The following is a 17,343-nucleotide window of genomic DNA, read 5'->3' as shown; positions in this document are numbered from 1 at the left end:
TTTAGATTAGACCCCAGATTTTTTTAGGCAGACCCCAAAATTATTTGGTTACCCTCTTTCGATCTACTCAATGTCTTCACGCCAAATTGTTGCGCCTAGTTTCTTTAATTTACCATCTAAATCATCATAACCACGATCAATATGATTAACATCATGAATCTCAGTAACACCCTCAGCAATTAGCCCTGCTATTACTAAACTTGCTCCACATCTTAAATCAGTTGCAGTTACATTATCACCATACAGTTTTGTAGGTCCATGAGTAACACTTAGCCCTTGTCCTACTTCAATCTCAGCACCCATACGTTGTAATTCAGTACAGTGTTTAAAACGTTCTGGATAAATTGTATCTTTTACTGTTGAATCACCATTTGTTTGAGTTAGTAATGCTGTTAATGGCTGTTGAAGATCAGTAGCAAAACCAGGATATGGCAATGTTTTAATATCAACAGACTTTAAATTAGTTGATCTTTCCACAGTAACGCAATCAACATCTACTTCCATCTTTACACCCATCTCTTGTAACTTCGATAATAAACTCTCTAAGTGTTGTGGGATAATATTTGATATTTTCATTTTCTCAGCTGCAGCTGCTGCCATTATAATAAATGTTCCAGCTTCAATACGATCAGGAATAATTTCATGGAAACATCCACCTAATTCTGTAACCCCATCAATAGTAATTACATTAGTCCCTGCTCCACGAACTTGTGCTCCCATTTTATTTAACAATGTCGCAACATCAATAATTTCAGGTTCTTTTGCTGCATTCTCAATGACAGTTCTACCCTTAGCGTAAACAGCTGCCATCATGATATTAATAGTTGCCCCAACTGAAGAAACATCTAAGAATATTTTAGCTCCTACTAGTTCTTTTGCTTTTATATAATAACTACCTTCAACATAATCAATCGTTGCACCTAATGCTTCAAATCCTTTAAGGTGCAAATCAATTGGACGAGGTCCTAAGTAACATCCTCCCGGCATTTTCATTTTTACTTCACCATATTTACCTAGTAATGCTCCCATAAAATAATAAGAAGCTCTTAACTTAGTAACAGCACGATGATCTAAAGCCTTATTCACCATTTTACTAGGATCAATAATTATATGATCTTGTGCTTTATGAATTACATTTACGTTTAATTCATTTAATAGCACTGATAACGATTCAACATCTGATATATTAGGAACTCCTACAATAGTAACAGGACCAGTTGCTAGAATAGCTGCAGGGATTAATGCTACAGTTGCATTCTTAGAACCACTGATTCTAACCTCACCATTTAATAAATGTCCACCTTCGATTTTTATTACTTGTTCCATATTATTCCTCGCATTCCGCAGTTATTGTACCATTTCTAAACCCACTTCTCAATGAGTTCCTTTGCTTCATTTAGATGACTTACTATATAGTCTGCTTCATCCTGTTTGTTAGGTATACATTCATCTTTTAATGCAATTACTGTCATCAGTGCTGCCTTACCCGCTTCTATCCCATATTGTGAATCTTCCACCACTACACAATCCTTAGATTCTACTTCCAAAACAAGTGATGCATGGTTATATATCTCCGGATTAGGTTTACTCTCTTTAAACTGCTCCCCACTCACAATAAAATCCAAATAAGGTCTAAACCCACAACCATCTACCGCCTTATTAATACTATCAATTGATGACGATGAGCATAAAGCTACTTTAAGATTTAGTTCTTTGCAACGCTTTAATAAATCAATTGCTCCTGGTTTCGCAATTGTTGAATAATCTAAAGGATGATCAATATCAAAGTACTTTTCATTTACTACTGTTATTTCATCAATGGTATAACGATTGTCTAACATCTCTACAAGCATCTCATAAGTAACTTGCATAGTTGTTCCTATTATTGTACAAATTTCGTCATATGTGCCTGTATATCCTAATTCCCTCATCCAATTCAACGTACCATCCATATAGAATCTTTCAGAGTTAATTAATACTCCATCCATATCAAATAAAACAGCCTTCATTCCATTTCCTCCTAATATCATGGCTAAAGTATACCATAGAATTTAAACTATATTTAGTGCTTTAGTATCTTACTAAAATGAAATATTACCGCAGCTAATACCGCTAATATTCCAGTAACAATTAAAATTAGTTCAACCGATATTCGATCAGCCAAAGGACCAAATAATACCATTCCTAAAGGGAGCATGCAAGAAGTAGTAATTTGCATAAAACTAAATACTCTTCCTTGCATGGATGATTCAACTCTTTCTTGAATACTTACTGTAATTGGAGCATTGTAACAAGGACTCACTACACCAATAAGCACATTAAATACTAAATACAGACTAAACCATGGCGCTAGTCCTAATCCAATCATTAAACAACCATATAAAGTTCCTGCTACTAAAGATGTATTTAAGCGATTTTTAAATCCGCCCCAAGATGTAATTAAGATTCCTCCTAATACCATTCCAAGGCTATAAGTCATCTCACCAAACGTTAATCGCCATACTTCTGGTCCAAATCTTCTAGCTATCATTAATGGTGTAAGAAAAGCAGAAGGACTAATTAGGAACATAGATACCATTTGAAATATTAATAAATACAACACAAATTTGTTATGTTTAACGTAACTAAAACCTTCTTTTAATGTTTCCATCATAGTATTATTTACTTTTTCTATATGCGTATTCATTTTAATCGTTGATGTAATCCCTACACCTATTATCGCTGTAGCACAATCAATAAACAAAGTCAGTTCTAATGAAAACACTCCTAATATTGCTCCACTTATTGCCGGTGATAAAAACAACATAATCGAATTACATGTACTTAATATTCCATTAATTCGCATTAATTTATCTTGTGGAACGATTTGTGGCATAATTGCATTTACTGCTGGTGTTTGTACTCCTGTTCCAGCCGATCTAATAATTAGCACTACGAACAATAAACTTATATTTTTATACCCTAACAAAAACATAAACGCTAAAAATAGTGTCGCAACTGCTATGCAAGTATCGGCAATCATAATTATTTTTTTACGATCATAAGTGTCAATCAGTGATCCTGCAAATAGTGACGTTACTACTTGAGGCAATATTCCACATATTGTTGATATAGTTAACATCAATCCCGATGATGTTGTTAAAGTGATATACCAAATAATGGCATATTGCACAAGTGATGATCCAAATAATGATATAGTTTGTGCACTTAAAAAGCGCACTGTATTTTTTTTCCAATTGTTTTCCATATATTTCTCCATTTCTCCATATTAAAACGATGAACAATTGTCCATCGCTATTTTAAAATGAAGTTTCGAGCTACTACAAAATCAACCCATACAAGAGTCTGTTTTAATAGTACTCGATGAACCTATTCTAGCTCTGCACAATGTTTCATCGACCCATTTTGTACAGAGCTAATTCGCGGACTAATTTTGCAAAGACGTATACGAAGTTTCATCATGCATCCTCTTTTCTAGTTCTATTTTATCATAGAAGAAAAGAAAAAACTCGAATTTCTTCGAGTTCTACATTTGAAATTATTAAGCTTTGTTTGCTGAACCGAATTGATTCATCATAGCAGTAACTTTAGCTTGGATTGCTTTAGCACCTGGAGCTAGTAGTTTACGAGGATCGTAACCTTTACCTTCTTGGTCTTTACCTGCAACGATATAATCACGAGTAGCAGCAGCAAATTCTAATTGAAGTTCTGTATTAACATTGATTTTAGAAACTCCTAATGAGATTGCTTTAGCGATTTGATCAGCTGGGATTCCTGAACCACCATGTAATACAAGTGGTTTACCATTTGTAGCATCTTGGATTTTTCCAAGAACATCAAAGTTTAAACCTGCCCAGTTAGCTGGATATTTACCATGGATATTTCCGATACCTGCTGCTAAGAAGTCTACACCTAAATTAGCGATAGTAGCACATTCTTGAGGATCTGCGAATTCACCCATACCTACAACACCATCTTCTTCTCCACCAATTGAACCAACTTCACATTCAACTGAAATTCCTTTTGAATGAGCAAGTTCAATGATTTCTTTTGATTTTTCTAAGTTTTCTTCGAAACCATAATGTGAACCATCAAACATTACAGAAGTAAAGCCTGCTGCGATAGCATCTTTAGCTCCTTCATATGAACCATGGTCTAAGTGAATTGCAACTGGAACTGTAATTCCCATGAAATCATGTACTTCTTTAACCATTGCTACAACTGTTTTGTAACCAGCCATATATTTTCCTGCACCTTCAGATACACCTAACATAACTGGAGATTTTGCTTCTTCAGCTGCTGCAAGAACTGCTTTAGTCCATTCTAGGTTGTTGATGTTGAATGCTCCAACTGCGTAATGGCCTTCATGTGCCTTTTTAATCATTTCTGTTGCTGATACTAATACCATATTAAATTTTCCTCCTATTTTTATAACACTTTTATTCTATACCATAAAGTGGTAAATTGAAAGTAATTTATATAGAATAAGTGTCTATGTTTTGTTATAATGGTAAAGGTTTGAATGGAGGTTATTATGAAAAAAATTGCTTTTGATAATGACAAGTATATCTCGATGCAATCAAAGTACATCGAGGAACGAATTGCCCAATTTGGTGGCAAGCTTTATCTAGAATTTGGCGGCAAACTATTCGATGATTTCCATGCAGCTCGCGTATTACCTGGATTTATGCCAGACAGTAAAGTTAAAATGCTCGAAGAAATGAAAGACAAAGTAGAGCTAATTATTGTAATAAGCGCGAATGACATTGAGAAAAACAAGGTGCGTAGTGATTTAGGTATCACGTATGATCTTGACTGTCTTCGTTTAATTGATGCATTTAGAAGTATTGATTTTCTTGTAGGAAGTGTAGTTATTACTCACTATGCTAAACAACCTGCAGCCGATCAATTCAAAAAGAAATTAGAGGGATTAGGCATTAAAGTAGCCTTACACTATCCAATTCAAGGATACCCGGCTAATGTTAGTCACATTGTATCCGATGAAGGATACGGTTTAAATGACTATATTGAAACTGAAAGAGAATTAGTTGTTGTAACAGCTCCAGGACCTGGTTCTGGTAAAATGGCAGTATGTTTATCACAGTTATATCATGATTCAAAAAGAAACATTAAATCAGGATATGCTAAGTTTGAAACATTCCCTATTTGGAATATTCCACTAAAACACCCTGTTAATTTAGCTTATGAAGCTGCTACTGCAGATTTAAATGACATAAATATGATTGATCCATTTCATTTAGATGCATATGGTGTTCAAGCAATCAATTATAACCGTGATGTAGAAGTTTTCCCTGTACTAAATACTTTATTCGAAAAAATTCAAGGCGACTCTCCTTATAAATCACCTACTGATATGGGTGTTAATATGGTTGGTAGTTGTATTATTGATAATGAAGCTGCTTACAAAGCCAGCTTTGAAGAAATTGTTAGAAGATACTACAACGCTTTAGTAGACTTTAGAAAAGATCGCGGTACCGAAGAAACTGTATCTAAGATTGAACTAATCATGAATAAAGCAGGTATTACAGCTACTGAAGTTAGACCTGTAGTAAAAGCAGCACTTGATAAAGCTGCTTTTACGGAAGGACCTGCTGTTTCAATTGAGCTTGAAGATGGAACTATTGTCACAGGTAAAACATCCCCATTATTAGGAGCATCTAGCGCATGTTTATTAAATGCCCTAAAAATATCTGCAGGTATTGCTGATGATGTTCACCTTATCGCAAGAGAAGTAATTGAACCTGTACAAAAACTTAAAACAGAATTCTTAGGTAATCGTAACCCAAGACTTCATGTTGATGAAATATTAATTGCACTATCAATTACCGCTATTAATAATCCCGTCACAAGAAAGGCTCTTGAGCAACTCAAAAAATTACAATGTTGTGAGGCTCACTCATCGGTTATATTAGCCGAAATCGATGTATCAACATTTAAAAAGTTGGGGCTTAACCTAACACAAGAACCTATCTACAATACAAAACGTTTATATCATAAATAAAGAAGCCGAGAATTAAATTTCTCGACTTCTTTTTATCGCCTCTACTAAATTATCCACAACAATTGCATCCGTTGTTTCAAGCAAGCTCTTTGGTTGATGTCCTTGAGCAACTAAAATACAATGAGTTCCACACTCCTTAGCACACTCATAATCATGAACACTATCACCAATCCACACAACATCATCTGCTGATATATGTGTATTATTAATAAACTCTTTAGCAAGTTCAACTTTTGATTGTGCATAAATATTATCTAAACCTAATATTTCATCAAAGTATATATCACATTTATATACTTCAGCTTGTTTCTTCAATATATCAATTTGTGATGCAGACAGAAGTATATTAATTATTCCTTCATCTTTATTCTTTTTTAACAAATCCAAACTATGTTCATGCAAACCATAGTTGTGATATGTATCCTCATATTGAGTTGTATACTCTACCGATATTTCCTCAAATGATTCCTTAGAAAAATCAATTCCTATTTGCTCATAAATTTTACTAACAGGAAAACCAAATATTCTACGATAATCATCTACTGTATCTAAACATTTTAAACCACGTGCTCGACACAAATTATTCAAAATATTAAAACAACATTCTGCATCATCTAATAATGTTCCATTCCAATCCCAAATCATCATTTTCATATTGATTCCTCCTCTATTAAGTAAATTAAAAGGCAGAATTTCTGCCTAGTAATCATCATCGTTTAAATCTCTTTTACCTTCTGATTCTTCATCATCCATATCTTCAAATTCATCATCGAAATCTTCATCATCGATTGGATCTACTCCTACATGAATTTCATTATATAAATGGCGAGAACGTAAATCCCATTTATTATCTTCCAAAGAAGCAAAACGAGTATCTAACATAAGTTCTGTGTAAAATTGTGCAATTTTTCTTTGTTGTACTGTTGTGTCAAAGCCAAGTGTATCTGATACTTCAGACCACAATTTATTAAACTCTACACCCTTTTTTCTTTTTGTTAAAACATTATGTGCTACATCAGTCATTGATTGGTATGTCAAGTTATATTCCTCCTATACTCTATCAATTAAATCTAGTATATTCATTAGTTTTCATGTGTTATTAAAACATATTTTCAGTATATGTCAACACATTTCACCTATCATTTATTAATTTTTTAAAATACTACATTCTATCCTAGTGTGAATCGAACATGTTTCACCTGAATAGATAGAATATTCTATCACCCAAGAGTCTAAATGTACATCAAAATAATTTACTTTTGTATCAAACGTTAAAGTACCATACTCACTTTTAACTGTTGCCTTATCCATTTTATGCTTATTTAGAAACACCTCAGTTTGTACATCAGCATTTCTATAAATTCGCATTGTATTCTCATCATAAAAAAACTCTTGTTTACCTAAGTCATCGCTATATGATAAATACCCAGATTTACTCATCGCAACTCCTTTATACAAAATCGATGTTTTATTCTCAAGACAATCCATTTGATAAAGTGTACAGTACACTTGTGATAGTTCCATAATCATCACCTGCATTGATTATACTTATCCTACGAATTGTGTCAAGAAGAACTATCTAAAAAGTAATATACATTCAAATTACATCTACTAACGTTATTAAAAGAATAGATTTATCGCTAGATTATCACTGTAAGCCACATAATTAATTCACATTCGTTTAAACCAGTTAAAACTAATATTTATACACCATTCTCAAACAACTCTTAGAACGCCTAAAAACGCAACATATACCCCTATAAGAAAAAATATCCTACCCAACTGGATAGAACATTTTCTCTTCATTTTTATTTTCACCATGTACCAGTGAATGAACGATATCACTAGCTTCTGATAATTCCTTAATACTTCCATTGTTCATAACAATCCATATAGCAGATAAGTCATCTCCTTTATAGGGTTGATAAGGCCTTTGCTCAACTTTATCAACATGAAAGTAATAACGTATATCATAACCCTTTTTAATAAGTTGATTCTTTTTAGTTTCTTTCATTTTATCATTTGTGATATCAACATATTTAAATAAATTTCTCGTTAGTAATCGATATGATAAATCTTTTAAAATTTCATCCTTTGACTCAAGCAATAAACTAAAACCGTAGAAACAAGTTGTCTCATCCATTAAGTAATGATCATTTACACTTATATCCTTATTACGTATAAATGCATTAAACATCGTAACTTCTTTTAATACCTTGGAATTTTCCTTTTCACAATCTCTTAATCTTTCAAATAATTTTGAAAGTATGATTTCATAACTACGTGCAGTTGGATGATAATATACTTGCCAATACATGTGATAACGAGCCATGATGTAATCTTCTATTGTGTGAATACCTGTCTCTTTAACAACCATTATTCCATCACGTACACGTATCGTACGCAACACTCTCTCCAAGTCAAATTCTCCATACTTTGTGCCTGTAAAATATGCATCCCGCAATAAATAATCCATACGATCCGCATCCAATTGTCCACTAATCATTTGTGTCAACAATCCATTTTTATGTGTATGGTTAATAATACTTGCGACTGATTTCGATAAACCAGCTTGTGTCTTTTCAATTATTCTATGAACTTCTGTATCCTCTAGTATGATGCGTTCAGTAAATTCTTCATGATGTGTTTGACAAATCGATTCAAAAGCATGACTAAATGGTCCATGTCCTATATCATGTAATAAACCAGCAAGCATAACTGCAATCGCATCTTTTTCTGATATTGTTGAACCAATATCATTATTCTCAACGATCATTCTTCTTACAATTTCATACACTCCTAAAGAATGTGCAAAACGTGAATGTTCTGCCGTATGATAAACCATATACGATGCCCCTAATTGTTTAATACGACGTAGTCTTTGAAATTCACGGCTATTGATACATTTCCATATAACATCATATTCAACATGAATATAGCCATGAATTGGATCTCTTAACACTTTAATTTCATCTAACTTTTTAAACATGAGAAATCCTCCATTATCAACATTTTACACTATTTACTCATAAATAAGCAAAGACTTACTTATTAACAAATTGATATTTGTACCTCTATTAACCCTCATCATCATTATTTCAAATACTATTAATTTGTTTATTTTAATTCTTGTATTTGTTTTTGAATTTATTTCTATCTAAAATTCCTTACATCGTACATCCTATTTGTTGAAATAATTTAATTTCGTGTAAGTGAACTTGTTACTAAGTTATGCGATAACGATAACCCACAAGAAAAGATCACTCCTTCCATAGTCAACGTTTTATTTGTTTTGTTGTCTACTTTTGAGTGATCTTATTAATTTATAAACTTTCATAATTTTAGCGTTTTTAAATACTATTTAACTAATTCTTGTTTTTTGAATTGGCCTTCCTTTAAATTAGCTAAACCTAAAATTATCATTTGTACAAATACAATGATTACCATTGCAATCGTACTATTACTAACCAAAATCATTGAGCCGCCTAAATCTTGTGTCGCAAAGAATAATACAACTGAAGTAAATAGGGTAATTAAAGAAATTACCTTACAACCAATTTTATTATTTTTCCTCAACATACATATCAACCCTAAACATATTGTTAGAATCATTAGAATTAAATCTACCAATCCCCAAGTAGTATTTTTAAGAACTAGTGGTGTTTCTTCATCAATAATTATTTCATCATTTATTGTGGGTAATGATTCAGGTGTTATTTCCTCTGGAATTATAACTTCATCTTCTGGTGTTTGAACTACTGGATTAGCTACCGCTGGTACAACAACAGCTTCCACTGGTTCAACGTAATCAATTTTCGAATTATTTCCTGGGGGATTAGAAGGAACTGGTACAACCGCTGCACTTTGATTAAATACCGCTGTAATAGTGTGACTAGTATTATTAGCTGCTTTTGTTGTATTCACCCATTGTTCTACTTCACTTGTATTTAATAAATTTGAAGAATTATTTATACGCCAACCTGTAAATTCATTACCATTTTTAGCATTAGGAGTTGGTATCGCATTACTATTAAGTACTTCTACTATAGTTATTTCATTTCCAAAATTTGTATTCTTATTATATAAAATTGATTTTTCTTGTTGGTTCAGTAAACCATTACCATCAATATCAAATGTAATATTTACATCAAACGCTACTTGTTTAAAATTAGCTTTTAAAACATAGCCCCCATGATAGCCCACAATATTTCTACCAAATTCACTTACTAACAAACTATTAGTGGAATATGTTCCAATTTGCTTTCCTGCCAAATCTTCTGCCGTCCAATAATCAAACTCATAATTTGCATCACCTTTTGGAGTAGGATATCCAGATTTTGCCATTATTGTCGAGACATTTTGCGCTTCATATTTACCAATATACATACCAGAAAATAATGTTTCTTCTGTTGTGTTTTCAAACGATCCATTCTCACCCGCTATGATTTTAATACCGCTATAATCATCATCACTATAGAATCCCACTTTAATTTCTTTAGTATCTCCAGCATTAATCATATTATTTCTTAAATAAACCTCAAGTTCTTCTGTCGTCATTAAGGGTTTGTAATACTCTACTCTCCACCCACGATATTTTAATTTCCCACTTGGATCATTAACAGTAATCGTGGGTATCGAATTGCCATTCAATACACTGCTTAAACTTACTTTGTTTCCTACTTCAACATTACAACTGTATTCTAAATCACCATTTACATCGAATGATACTCCAGTACTTTGACCAGGTACCACAAATTTTAACGTTGTTTTTAAATTCTCTTTAAATACCGCTGTAATATTAATAGAACTTGTTAATTCAGTATCTCCAATTGCATTTATTAATTCAACATTAGAATTATACATTGTATTGTTATACATCCAGCCAATAAATTCATAATTATTGATTGCATTGACATTTGGTACTACTTGTACAACTTGATTGAATTTATCATTTGCTTGTCCATTAAACAATGTTATATCTTGAGTTGTTCCTTTATTAATATCTATATCAAACTTAACATCAATAGACTGTTGATTGTTATTCATCATCATGAACATAACTGCATTTTCATTGTTATCAATTAGAACGTTTTCATTATTACTATTTGCCACAGTAACTATTTCTTCAACATCCTCGCTCACTTCAGATACTATAGAATCATCTTTTATTTCAATACTTACTACCTCATTTATTATATCTGTAACAGGTGTTTCTTCTACTATGTCATTTGTATTAGCAATTAGTTCCGCATCATTTTGTTCAATTATAATTTCATCTTCTGCTGCTACTGGTAAAATGATACTAGCTACCATACCAAATGATAATGTAATAGATAATAATTTAGATACTATGTTTGATTTTCTATTCTTCATCGGCTTATTCTCCTGTTTCTTATTACATTACCAGTTTGTACCTATTAGGTTATATCACGGTTAGATAACTATAAAATGCTCATAAAAATAATTTTTATATGAAATAAGCCATTTTACTAGTCTTTTATTCCAAAAAAAGAACACCTGATTTATGATAAACTAAGTGTTCTTATTAATTTTAATTCTTTGGATTAACGATATGATTATATGTTCTTGAAGTTAATGCATAAACTATTGCGTAAACTATCGTAAATACTAATACAGTAATAACTGTACAAATCGCAAATAAAGTTGTGTTATTCATACTTAATGCACCCACCATTAACGCGATCATCTTAAATGCAAATGCGATATGAATAGTAGCCATAATAATTGGGATAAAGAATACCATCAATACTTGCCTACGTATCGACGAAGCTACTTCTTTTTGACTCATACCAACTTTCTTCATGATATCAAAACGACGTACATCTTCATAACCTTCTGTAATTTGCTTATAGTAAATAATTAATACCGTTGCAATTAGGAATAATATACTTAGGAATATACCAATAAATAACAATACCCCATATAATTCCATAAATACTGCCTTATTTTCTGCTTTACTTTGTACTGTATATGTACTTTGGTAAATGTCACTTCTTCCCTGTTCGAAAATCTCTTTTGCAATACGTTCTTGATTTTCATCATCTACATTTACATTAAACATGCATAGATATCTTGTCACTGAATAGCTTGTTTCACTATTTCTATAAAATGAATCTGTATCATTTGTAATTACTACATAGATATCTGTTGCATAATATCCATACGTATCAAATATTTTATTATCATCCTCTATCAGATTAACTTTATAGTTAATGTCATTCACATGTAATGTATCACCCTTAAAGTAATTATTTTTTATCATCAATAATTCATCATCCGCAAGATTTACATTTTCACCAGTTAATCGATTATATTCTGATTGTGCAATACTCATTACAATAACTGGAGTACTATCAGTAAACATTGGTTGATCACTAACATATTTTACTAATTGATTATTAATTTTAGAGAAATGATATTCTGAATATTTATAGTTACTTAAATCTTTAACAACAAGTTGATTTTGATTTAAAACATCATTAATTAGTTGATCAGTTTCAATAACTACATCTTCACTTGATACCGTCTTTGCCTCTACTGTAATATTTTTTAGAAACCTATTGTTAACAAGGTCCTCAATATTAAAGTAAAGTGAAAATGTTGTAGATATCATAACTAATACACAAGTACTAAGAATACATATATTTGCTAAACCAGCAGCATTACGTTTCATACGATAAATCATACCTGAAACAGCTGTAAAGTTTTTAGTTTTGTAATAAAAATTCTTATTTCTTCTCAATGCCTTTAAGATGACTATACTTCCTGATGTAAATAAACAGAATGTACCAATTATAACTAATATTACTGCCACAAAAAAGAATGCAATAGCTGAGACGGGATCACTAATGTATTGTGATAAGTAATACCCTGAACCCAAAGTAATGAATCCTATTAATGCCACTAACCAATTTGCTTTTGGTTCTTTTTCCCCAGCAGTATCTTGGCGAATTAATTCAATTGGATTTGATTTAATAATCATTCTAATTATATTTAATAATACAAAGAAGAATATCGTAGAATAAACAAGTGTAGTTGATATTATCGATGATATTGAGACAGTAAAATCTTTTGCCGCATCAATACCAATAAGACTAAATAAAAATAATTCTGATATTTTACTAAATGCTAAGCCTAAAAATATACCTAAAACAAGAGAAATACCACTTAGAATAACAGTTTCATATGTTTGAATAAGAATAATATGCTTCTTCTCCAATCCTAAAACGTTATATACACCAAACTCTTTCATTCTTTTTTTAGTTAAAAAACTATTTGTATAAAAGATAAATAATATTGAGAAAGCCCCCACAACAACTCTACCTAATAAGAGAATAACTGTCATCGTTGAACCACCAACACCATTTATAACTAGTTGTGATGTACGAAGTGTTTCAAGGATAGAAAACATCATAATTGTAATAACACATGTACAAAGATACGGAATAACAGTACGATAATTTTTCTTTATATTTTGAATTGCTAATGAAAGATAAAGCGACTTACGCATTTCTTTCACCACCTGTTGTTATTACCGTTAATGTTTCTGATATCTTTTGATACATTTGATCATTTGTCATATTACCCTTATATAACTGATGGAATACTTCACCATCTTTAATGAAAAGTACACGTGTTGCATGACTTGCTGCTTTAATACTATGTGTAACCATTAAGATAGTTTGTCCCAATTGATTAATATCATTAAAAATTTGTAACAAATGGTCTGTAGCTCTAGAATCTAATGCACCAGTAGGTTCATCTGCTAATACAATTTTAGGATTTGTTACTAATGCACGCGCAACAGCAATGCGTTGCTTTTGTCCACCTGATATTTCATATGGATATTTATTAAGTATATCTGTAATACCTAATTGTTTTGCGATTGGTTTTAAAGCTTCTAACATTTCATCATATTTTTTACCTGATAAAACTAATGGCAAAAATATATTATCTTTATTAGAGAATGTATCTAACAGATTAAAATCTTGGAATACAAACCCTAAATTATTTCTACGAAATGCTGACATTTCTTTTTCTTTTATTTTTACTAAGCTTTTACCAGCTAATAATACTTCCCCTGATGTAGGTTTATCTAATGCTGCAAGTATATTTAATAATGTTGTCTTACCTGAACCAGACTCACCCATAATTGCTACATATTCACCTTGCTCAACAGTAAAAGATACATTGGATAATGCTTGAACACTATTCCCTCCAAAACGAGATGAGTAGATTTTTTTAAGATTGCTAACTTCTAATATTTTCATATTCTTGTTCCTCCTGACATATACATCATAAGAAAAACGAGATTTCTATACCTTAACTTTGGCTTACAAAATCCCATCTTTATCTTACTGTTTTGTAAGGTATGAATCTAATCCTATTTTTACTACTGTGCCTTCCTTAACCGATGACTCAATCTTTATTGTATGCCCTAACTTATCACAAACTGTTTTGCACAAGTATAGTCCTATTCCTGTAGACTTTTTATCGGTACGCCCATTATAACCAGTAAATCCTTTTTCAAATATTCGTGATATATCTTCAGTTGCAATACCAATTCCCGTATCTTTAATAACTAATATATTCCACTCATGCGTAATTGTGATAGTACCACCTTCAGAAGTATATTTCAGTGCATTAGACAATATTTGTTCAATCACAAAACTTAACCACTTTTCATCTGTTACAGTTGAAATATTAACTGGCTCATAAATTAATGTGATTTTCTTACGTATGAAAGACTTAGAATATTTTCTAACAGCTTGTTTTATTATTTCATCACAATTTTGTGTTTCAAATACAAAATCACGATTAGATTCTTTCATTCTAATATATTGTAAAACCATATCTACATATTGTTCAATTTTAAATAATTGGTCCTCTAGTTCTGCTTTTTCTTCTTGTTCACTTGTTTGCAACAACAAACGCATTGCAGAGATTGGTGTTTTAATTTGATGTACCCACATAGTAAAATAATCATTACTATCAGTTAAACTATTGTTCAATACATATTCAAGATCATTCTTTTCTTTAATAATCAATTCAATTATATGCTGATACTCTTTTTCAAATGGATCTACAGTTTTAGGAAAAGCTGACATTTCTAAACCTTTCATTCCAGATAATTCTAATAATTGTAATTTCTTTTTACGAAAATATGCATAGTCAACAAGAAAAGCAATAACAATAAATATAAGACATAATAAAAGGATATAGCAAACTACCGATAATTCGTAACCATATAATAACAATGTAACTGATTGAATTAAAAGGCATCCTAATACAATTCCTACGATTTTTATTTTATCCCTTAAATACGCTTTCATATTATTCCTTTATTCTATAGCCTATACCTTTCTTTGTAAGTATAAATTCATCAAGCCCTACTTCTTCCAATTTCTTACGTAACCGTGCCACATTAACCGTTAATGTATTATCATCTATAAACTCATCAGTATCCCATAATGCTTGCATCATCTCATCTCGTGATACATATTTATTTTTATTCTCCATTAATGTAGACATGATACGAAATTCATTTTTCGTTAAGTCAATTTTTTGTCCATCATATATCAACGACGTATCATTCATATTCAATGTAACGCCATGTGCCTCTAATATAGATTGATTAGTAGTGAAATCATATGAGCGCCGTAACATTGCTTGTATTTTAGCTGTAAGTACATTCAAATCAAATGGTTTAGCAATAAAGTCATCACCACCCATATTCATTGCCATAATAATGTTCATATTATCTGATGCACTTGATATAAATATTATAGGTACCTTAGATGTTTTTCTAATTTGACTACACCAATGATATCCATTAAAAAATGGTAAAGTTATATCCATTAATACAAGATGCGGATTAAATTCATTGAACTCTTCCAAGACATTATTAAAATCATTAATGTTTCTCACTTCATATCCCCATGTACTTATTTGTTTACACAATGTTTTTGTAATTACTTCATCATCTTCAATTATCAATATTTTAAACATAGCTTACCTCTTATCCAAGTTTCTCTAATAAAACTACAGCTTGTGCCAAAACACCTTCTTCTCTACCAACAAAACCAAGTTTTTCACCACGTGTTGCCTTTACACTAATTTGGTCTAATTCACACATCAGTGTTTTAGCTATATTCAATCGCATTTGTTCAATATGTGGAGCCATCTTTGGCTTTTCAATCATAATTAATGAATCTACATTACCTATTTTATATCCCTTAGATATCATAATATCATGTACTGCCCCTAAAATATCCAATGAGTTAGCACCACAGTACTTTGGATCTGTATCGGGAAAGTGTTTACCTAAATCTCCTAGTGCCAACGCACCCAATATTGCTTCAGATATAGCATGTAGCAATGCATCTGCATCACTATGCCCCAATAATCCTTTACTATGTTCTATTTTTACACCACCTAAGATTAAATCTCTTCCTTCAACTAGTTGATGTATATCACTTGATTGCCCAATTCTTACCATTTATATCACCTCATATTTTTATTATAGCATGGTTATGTTATCATATTTAAAATGAGGTGGAATTTATGAAAAACATTTTGCTTATTGGAACTTCGATGATTGATCAGATATTTACTACTAATGAAATACATCCTCAGCAATGTAATAAAGGTAAACTTGTAACTGGTCATGGCGGTTCAATTCATAATGTTGCTGTTAATTTAGGCTATTTAGATTTAAATCCAATATTTGTTACAAAACTTGGAAACGACGTTTTAGCACAAGAAATCCATGATAATCTATCATTAACTGGAGTTGAAATACATCCTGTATACATTCAAAAACCAACCCCTATATTCCAAAGTATCCAAGCTACGAATACATATTTCTTCTTATCAACCATTTCAAGTGATTTTCTATTTAATGAGAATGATGATTGTGATTATAGTTTGTTTAGAGACTCTTATGTAGTAACTGATCAAAAAGATGAGAAATTTTTGTTCAATTGTATGATTAATTCACCCTCTAGTAATTGGATATTAAGCGGTCATATGCCACATACATCATTACTTGCTTACACTACCGGTATTGTTTTAAATGAAGATGAATTTATTCCAGAAAAAGTAGATTTCACTACAGGTCTACAATGGATTATTATCACATCTCAAAATGGTGCAACTTGTTTAACAGCTGAAGGTAAAGTGTTTATCCCTTGTAATGTTGTACCAACCTTAAATACCCTTGGAGCTGGCGATGCATTTCTTGCAGGAATACTATATGGCTTATTACGTAACTTCGATTTAACTGATTGTATTGGTATCGC

General features: G+C 31.4%; 16 protein-coding genes. 2 read left to right on the top strand and 14 right to left on the bottom strand.

Annotated elements, in window-relative coordinates:
- Window positions 1–63: 63 nt before the first annotated feature.
- The 4 genes from RR430_RS05015 to fba form a co-directional block, all read right to left on the bottom strand.
- Window positions 64–1,326, bottom strand: a complete 1,263-nt coding sequence (locus tag RR430_RS05015; RefSeq protein ID WP_332488800.1) for a UDP-N-acetylglucosamine 1-carboxyvinyltransferase — start codon at window positions 1,324–1,326, stop codon at window positions 64–66.
- A gap of 35 nt (window positions 1,327–1,361) precedes the next feature.
- Window positions 1,362–2,009 (bottom strand): HAD family hydrolase, encoded by a 648-nt coding sequence (locus RR430_RS05010; protein ID WP_332488802.1) that lies wholly within the window; start codon window positions 2,007–2,009, stop codon window positions 1,362–1,364.
- Between the two features lie 53 nt (window positions 2,010–2,062).
- Window positions 2,063–3,247 carry an MFS transporter gene (locus RR430_RS05005; protein WP_332488803.1) on the bottom strand — a complete coding sequence of 395 codons (1,185 nt, stop codon included), beginning with the start codon at window positions 3,245–3,247 and terminating at the stop codon, window positions 2,063–2,065.
- 294 nt (window positions 3,248–3,541) lie between these two features.
- Window positions 3,542–4,408 (bottom strand): class II fructose-1,6-bisphosphate aldolase, encoded by an 867-nt coding sequence (gene fba, locus RR430_RS05000; protein ID WP_332508734.1) that lies wholly within the window; start codon window positions 4,406–4,408, stop codon window positions 3,542–3,544.
- A 126-nt stretch (window positions 4,409–4,534) separates the two neighbouring features.
- On the opposite strand from fba, the gene RR430_RS04995 reads away from it, so the two are divergent.
- Window positions 4,535–6,022: a DUF1846 domain-containing protein gene (locus RR430_RS04995; RefSeq protein WP_332487648.1), complete on the top strand. Its 1,488-nt coding sequence runs from the start codon at window positions 4,535–4,537 to the stop codon at window positions 6,020–6,022.
- A 12-nt stretch (window positions 6,023–6,034) separates the two neighbouring features.
- On the opposite strand, the gene RR430_RS04990 is transcribed toward RR430_RS04995, so the two are convergent.
- The 10 genes from RR430_RS04990 to ispF form a co-directional block, all read right to left on the bottom strand.
- Entirely contained in the window at window positions 6,035–6,676 is a 642-nt protein-coding gene (locus tag RR430_RS04990) for an HAD family hydrolase (RefSeq protein ID WP_332487646.1), read from the bottom strand.
- 45 nt (window positions 6,677–6,721) lie between these two features.
- Window positions 6,722–7,060: a DNA-directed RNA polymerase subunit delta gene (gene rpoE, locus RR430_RS04985; protein ID WP_332487644.1), complete on the bottom strand. Its 339-nt coding sequence runs from the start codon at window positions 7,058–7,060 to the stop codon at window positions 6,722–6,724.
- 108 nt (window positions 7,061–7,168) lie between these two features.
- Window positions 7,169–7,546 carry a hypothetical protein gene (locus RR430_RS04980; protein ID WP_332487643.1) on the bottom strand — a complete coding sequence of 126 codons (378 nt, stop codon included), beginning with the start codon at window positions 7,544–7,546 and terminating at the stop codon, window positions 7,169–7,171.
- A 250-nt stretch (window positions 7,547–7,796) separates the two neighbouring features.
- The gene (locus RR430_RS04975; RefSeq protein WP_332487642.1) at window positions 7,797–9,011 is read right to left on the bottom strand and encodes an HD domain-containing protein; all 1,215 of its coding nucleotides are present in this window, start codon (window positions 9,009–9,011) and stop codon (window positions 7,797–7,799) included.
- 368 nt (window positions 9,012–9,379) lie between these two features.
- Window positions 9,380–11,395 carry a hypothetical protein gene (locus RR430_RS04970; RefSeq protein WP_332487641.1) on the bottom strand — a complete coding sequence of 672 codons (2,016 nt, stop codon included), beginning with the start codon at window positions 11,393–11,395 and terminating at the stop codon, window positions 9,380–9,382.
- A 178-nt stretch (window positions 11,396–11,573) separates the two neighbouring features.
- Window positions 11,574–13,553 carry an ABC transporter permease gene (locus RR430_RS04965; RefSeq protein WP_332487640.1) on the bottom strand — a complete coding sequence of 660 codons (1,980 nt, stop codon included), beginning with the start codon at window positions 13,551–13,553 and terminating at the stop codon, window positions 11,574–11,576.
- Complete coding sequence (locus tag RR430_RS04960) at window positions 13,546–14,313, bottom strand: ABC transporter ATP-binding protein (protein ID WP_332487638.1); 768 nt, start codon at window positions 14,311–14,313, stop codon at window positions 13,546–13,548. The genes RR430_RS04965 and RR430_RS04960 overlap by 8 nt, the downstream gene beginning before the upstream one ends.
- Before the next feature lie 84 nt (window positions 14,314–14,397).
- The gene (locus tag RR430_RS04955; protein ID WP_332487637.1) at window positions 14,398–15,375 is read right to left on the bottom strand and encodes a sensor histidine kinase; all 978 of its coding nucleotides are present in this window, start codon (window positions 15,373–15,375) and stop codon (window positions 14,398–14,400) included.
- A 1-nt stretch (window position 15,376) separates the two neighbouring features.
- Entirely contained in the window at window positions 15,377–16,051 is a 675-nt protein-coding gene (locus tag RR430_RS04950) for a response regulator transcription factor (RefSeq protein WP_332487635.1), read from the bottom strand.
- Window positions 16,052–16,061: 10 nt separating this feature from the next.
- On the bottom strand, window positions 16,062–16,541 hold the full coding sequence (gene ispF / locus RR430_RS04945) for a 2-C-methyl-D-erythritol 2,4-cyclodiphosphate synthase (protein ID WP_332487634.1): 480 nt from the start codon (window positions 16,539–16,541) through the stop codon (window positions 16,062–16,064).
- Between the two features lie 65 nt (window positions 16,542–16,606).
- On the opposite strand from ispF, the gene RR430_RS04940 reads away from it, so the two are divergent.
- A partial coding sequence (locus RR430_RS04940) for a carbohydrate kinase family protein (RefSeq protein WP_332508733.1) occupies window positions 16,607–17,343 on the top strand: 737 nt, incomplete at its 3' end.

The sequence above is a fragment of the Anaerorhabdus sp. genome (assembly GCF_036641015.1).
In the GTDB taxonomy this organism is placed as follows: Bacteria; Bacillota_I; Bacilli_A; order Erysipelotrichales; family Erysipelotrichaceae; genus Anaerorhabdus.
The sequence above is the reverse complement of the archived record's forward strand: the minus strand, read 5'-3'. Positions and strand labels throughout refer to the sequence as shown.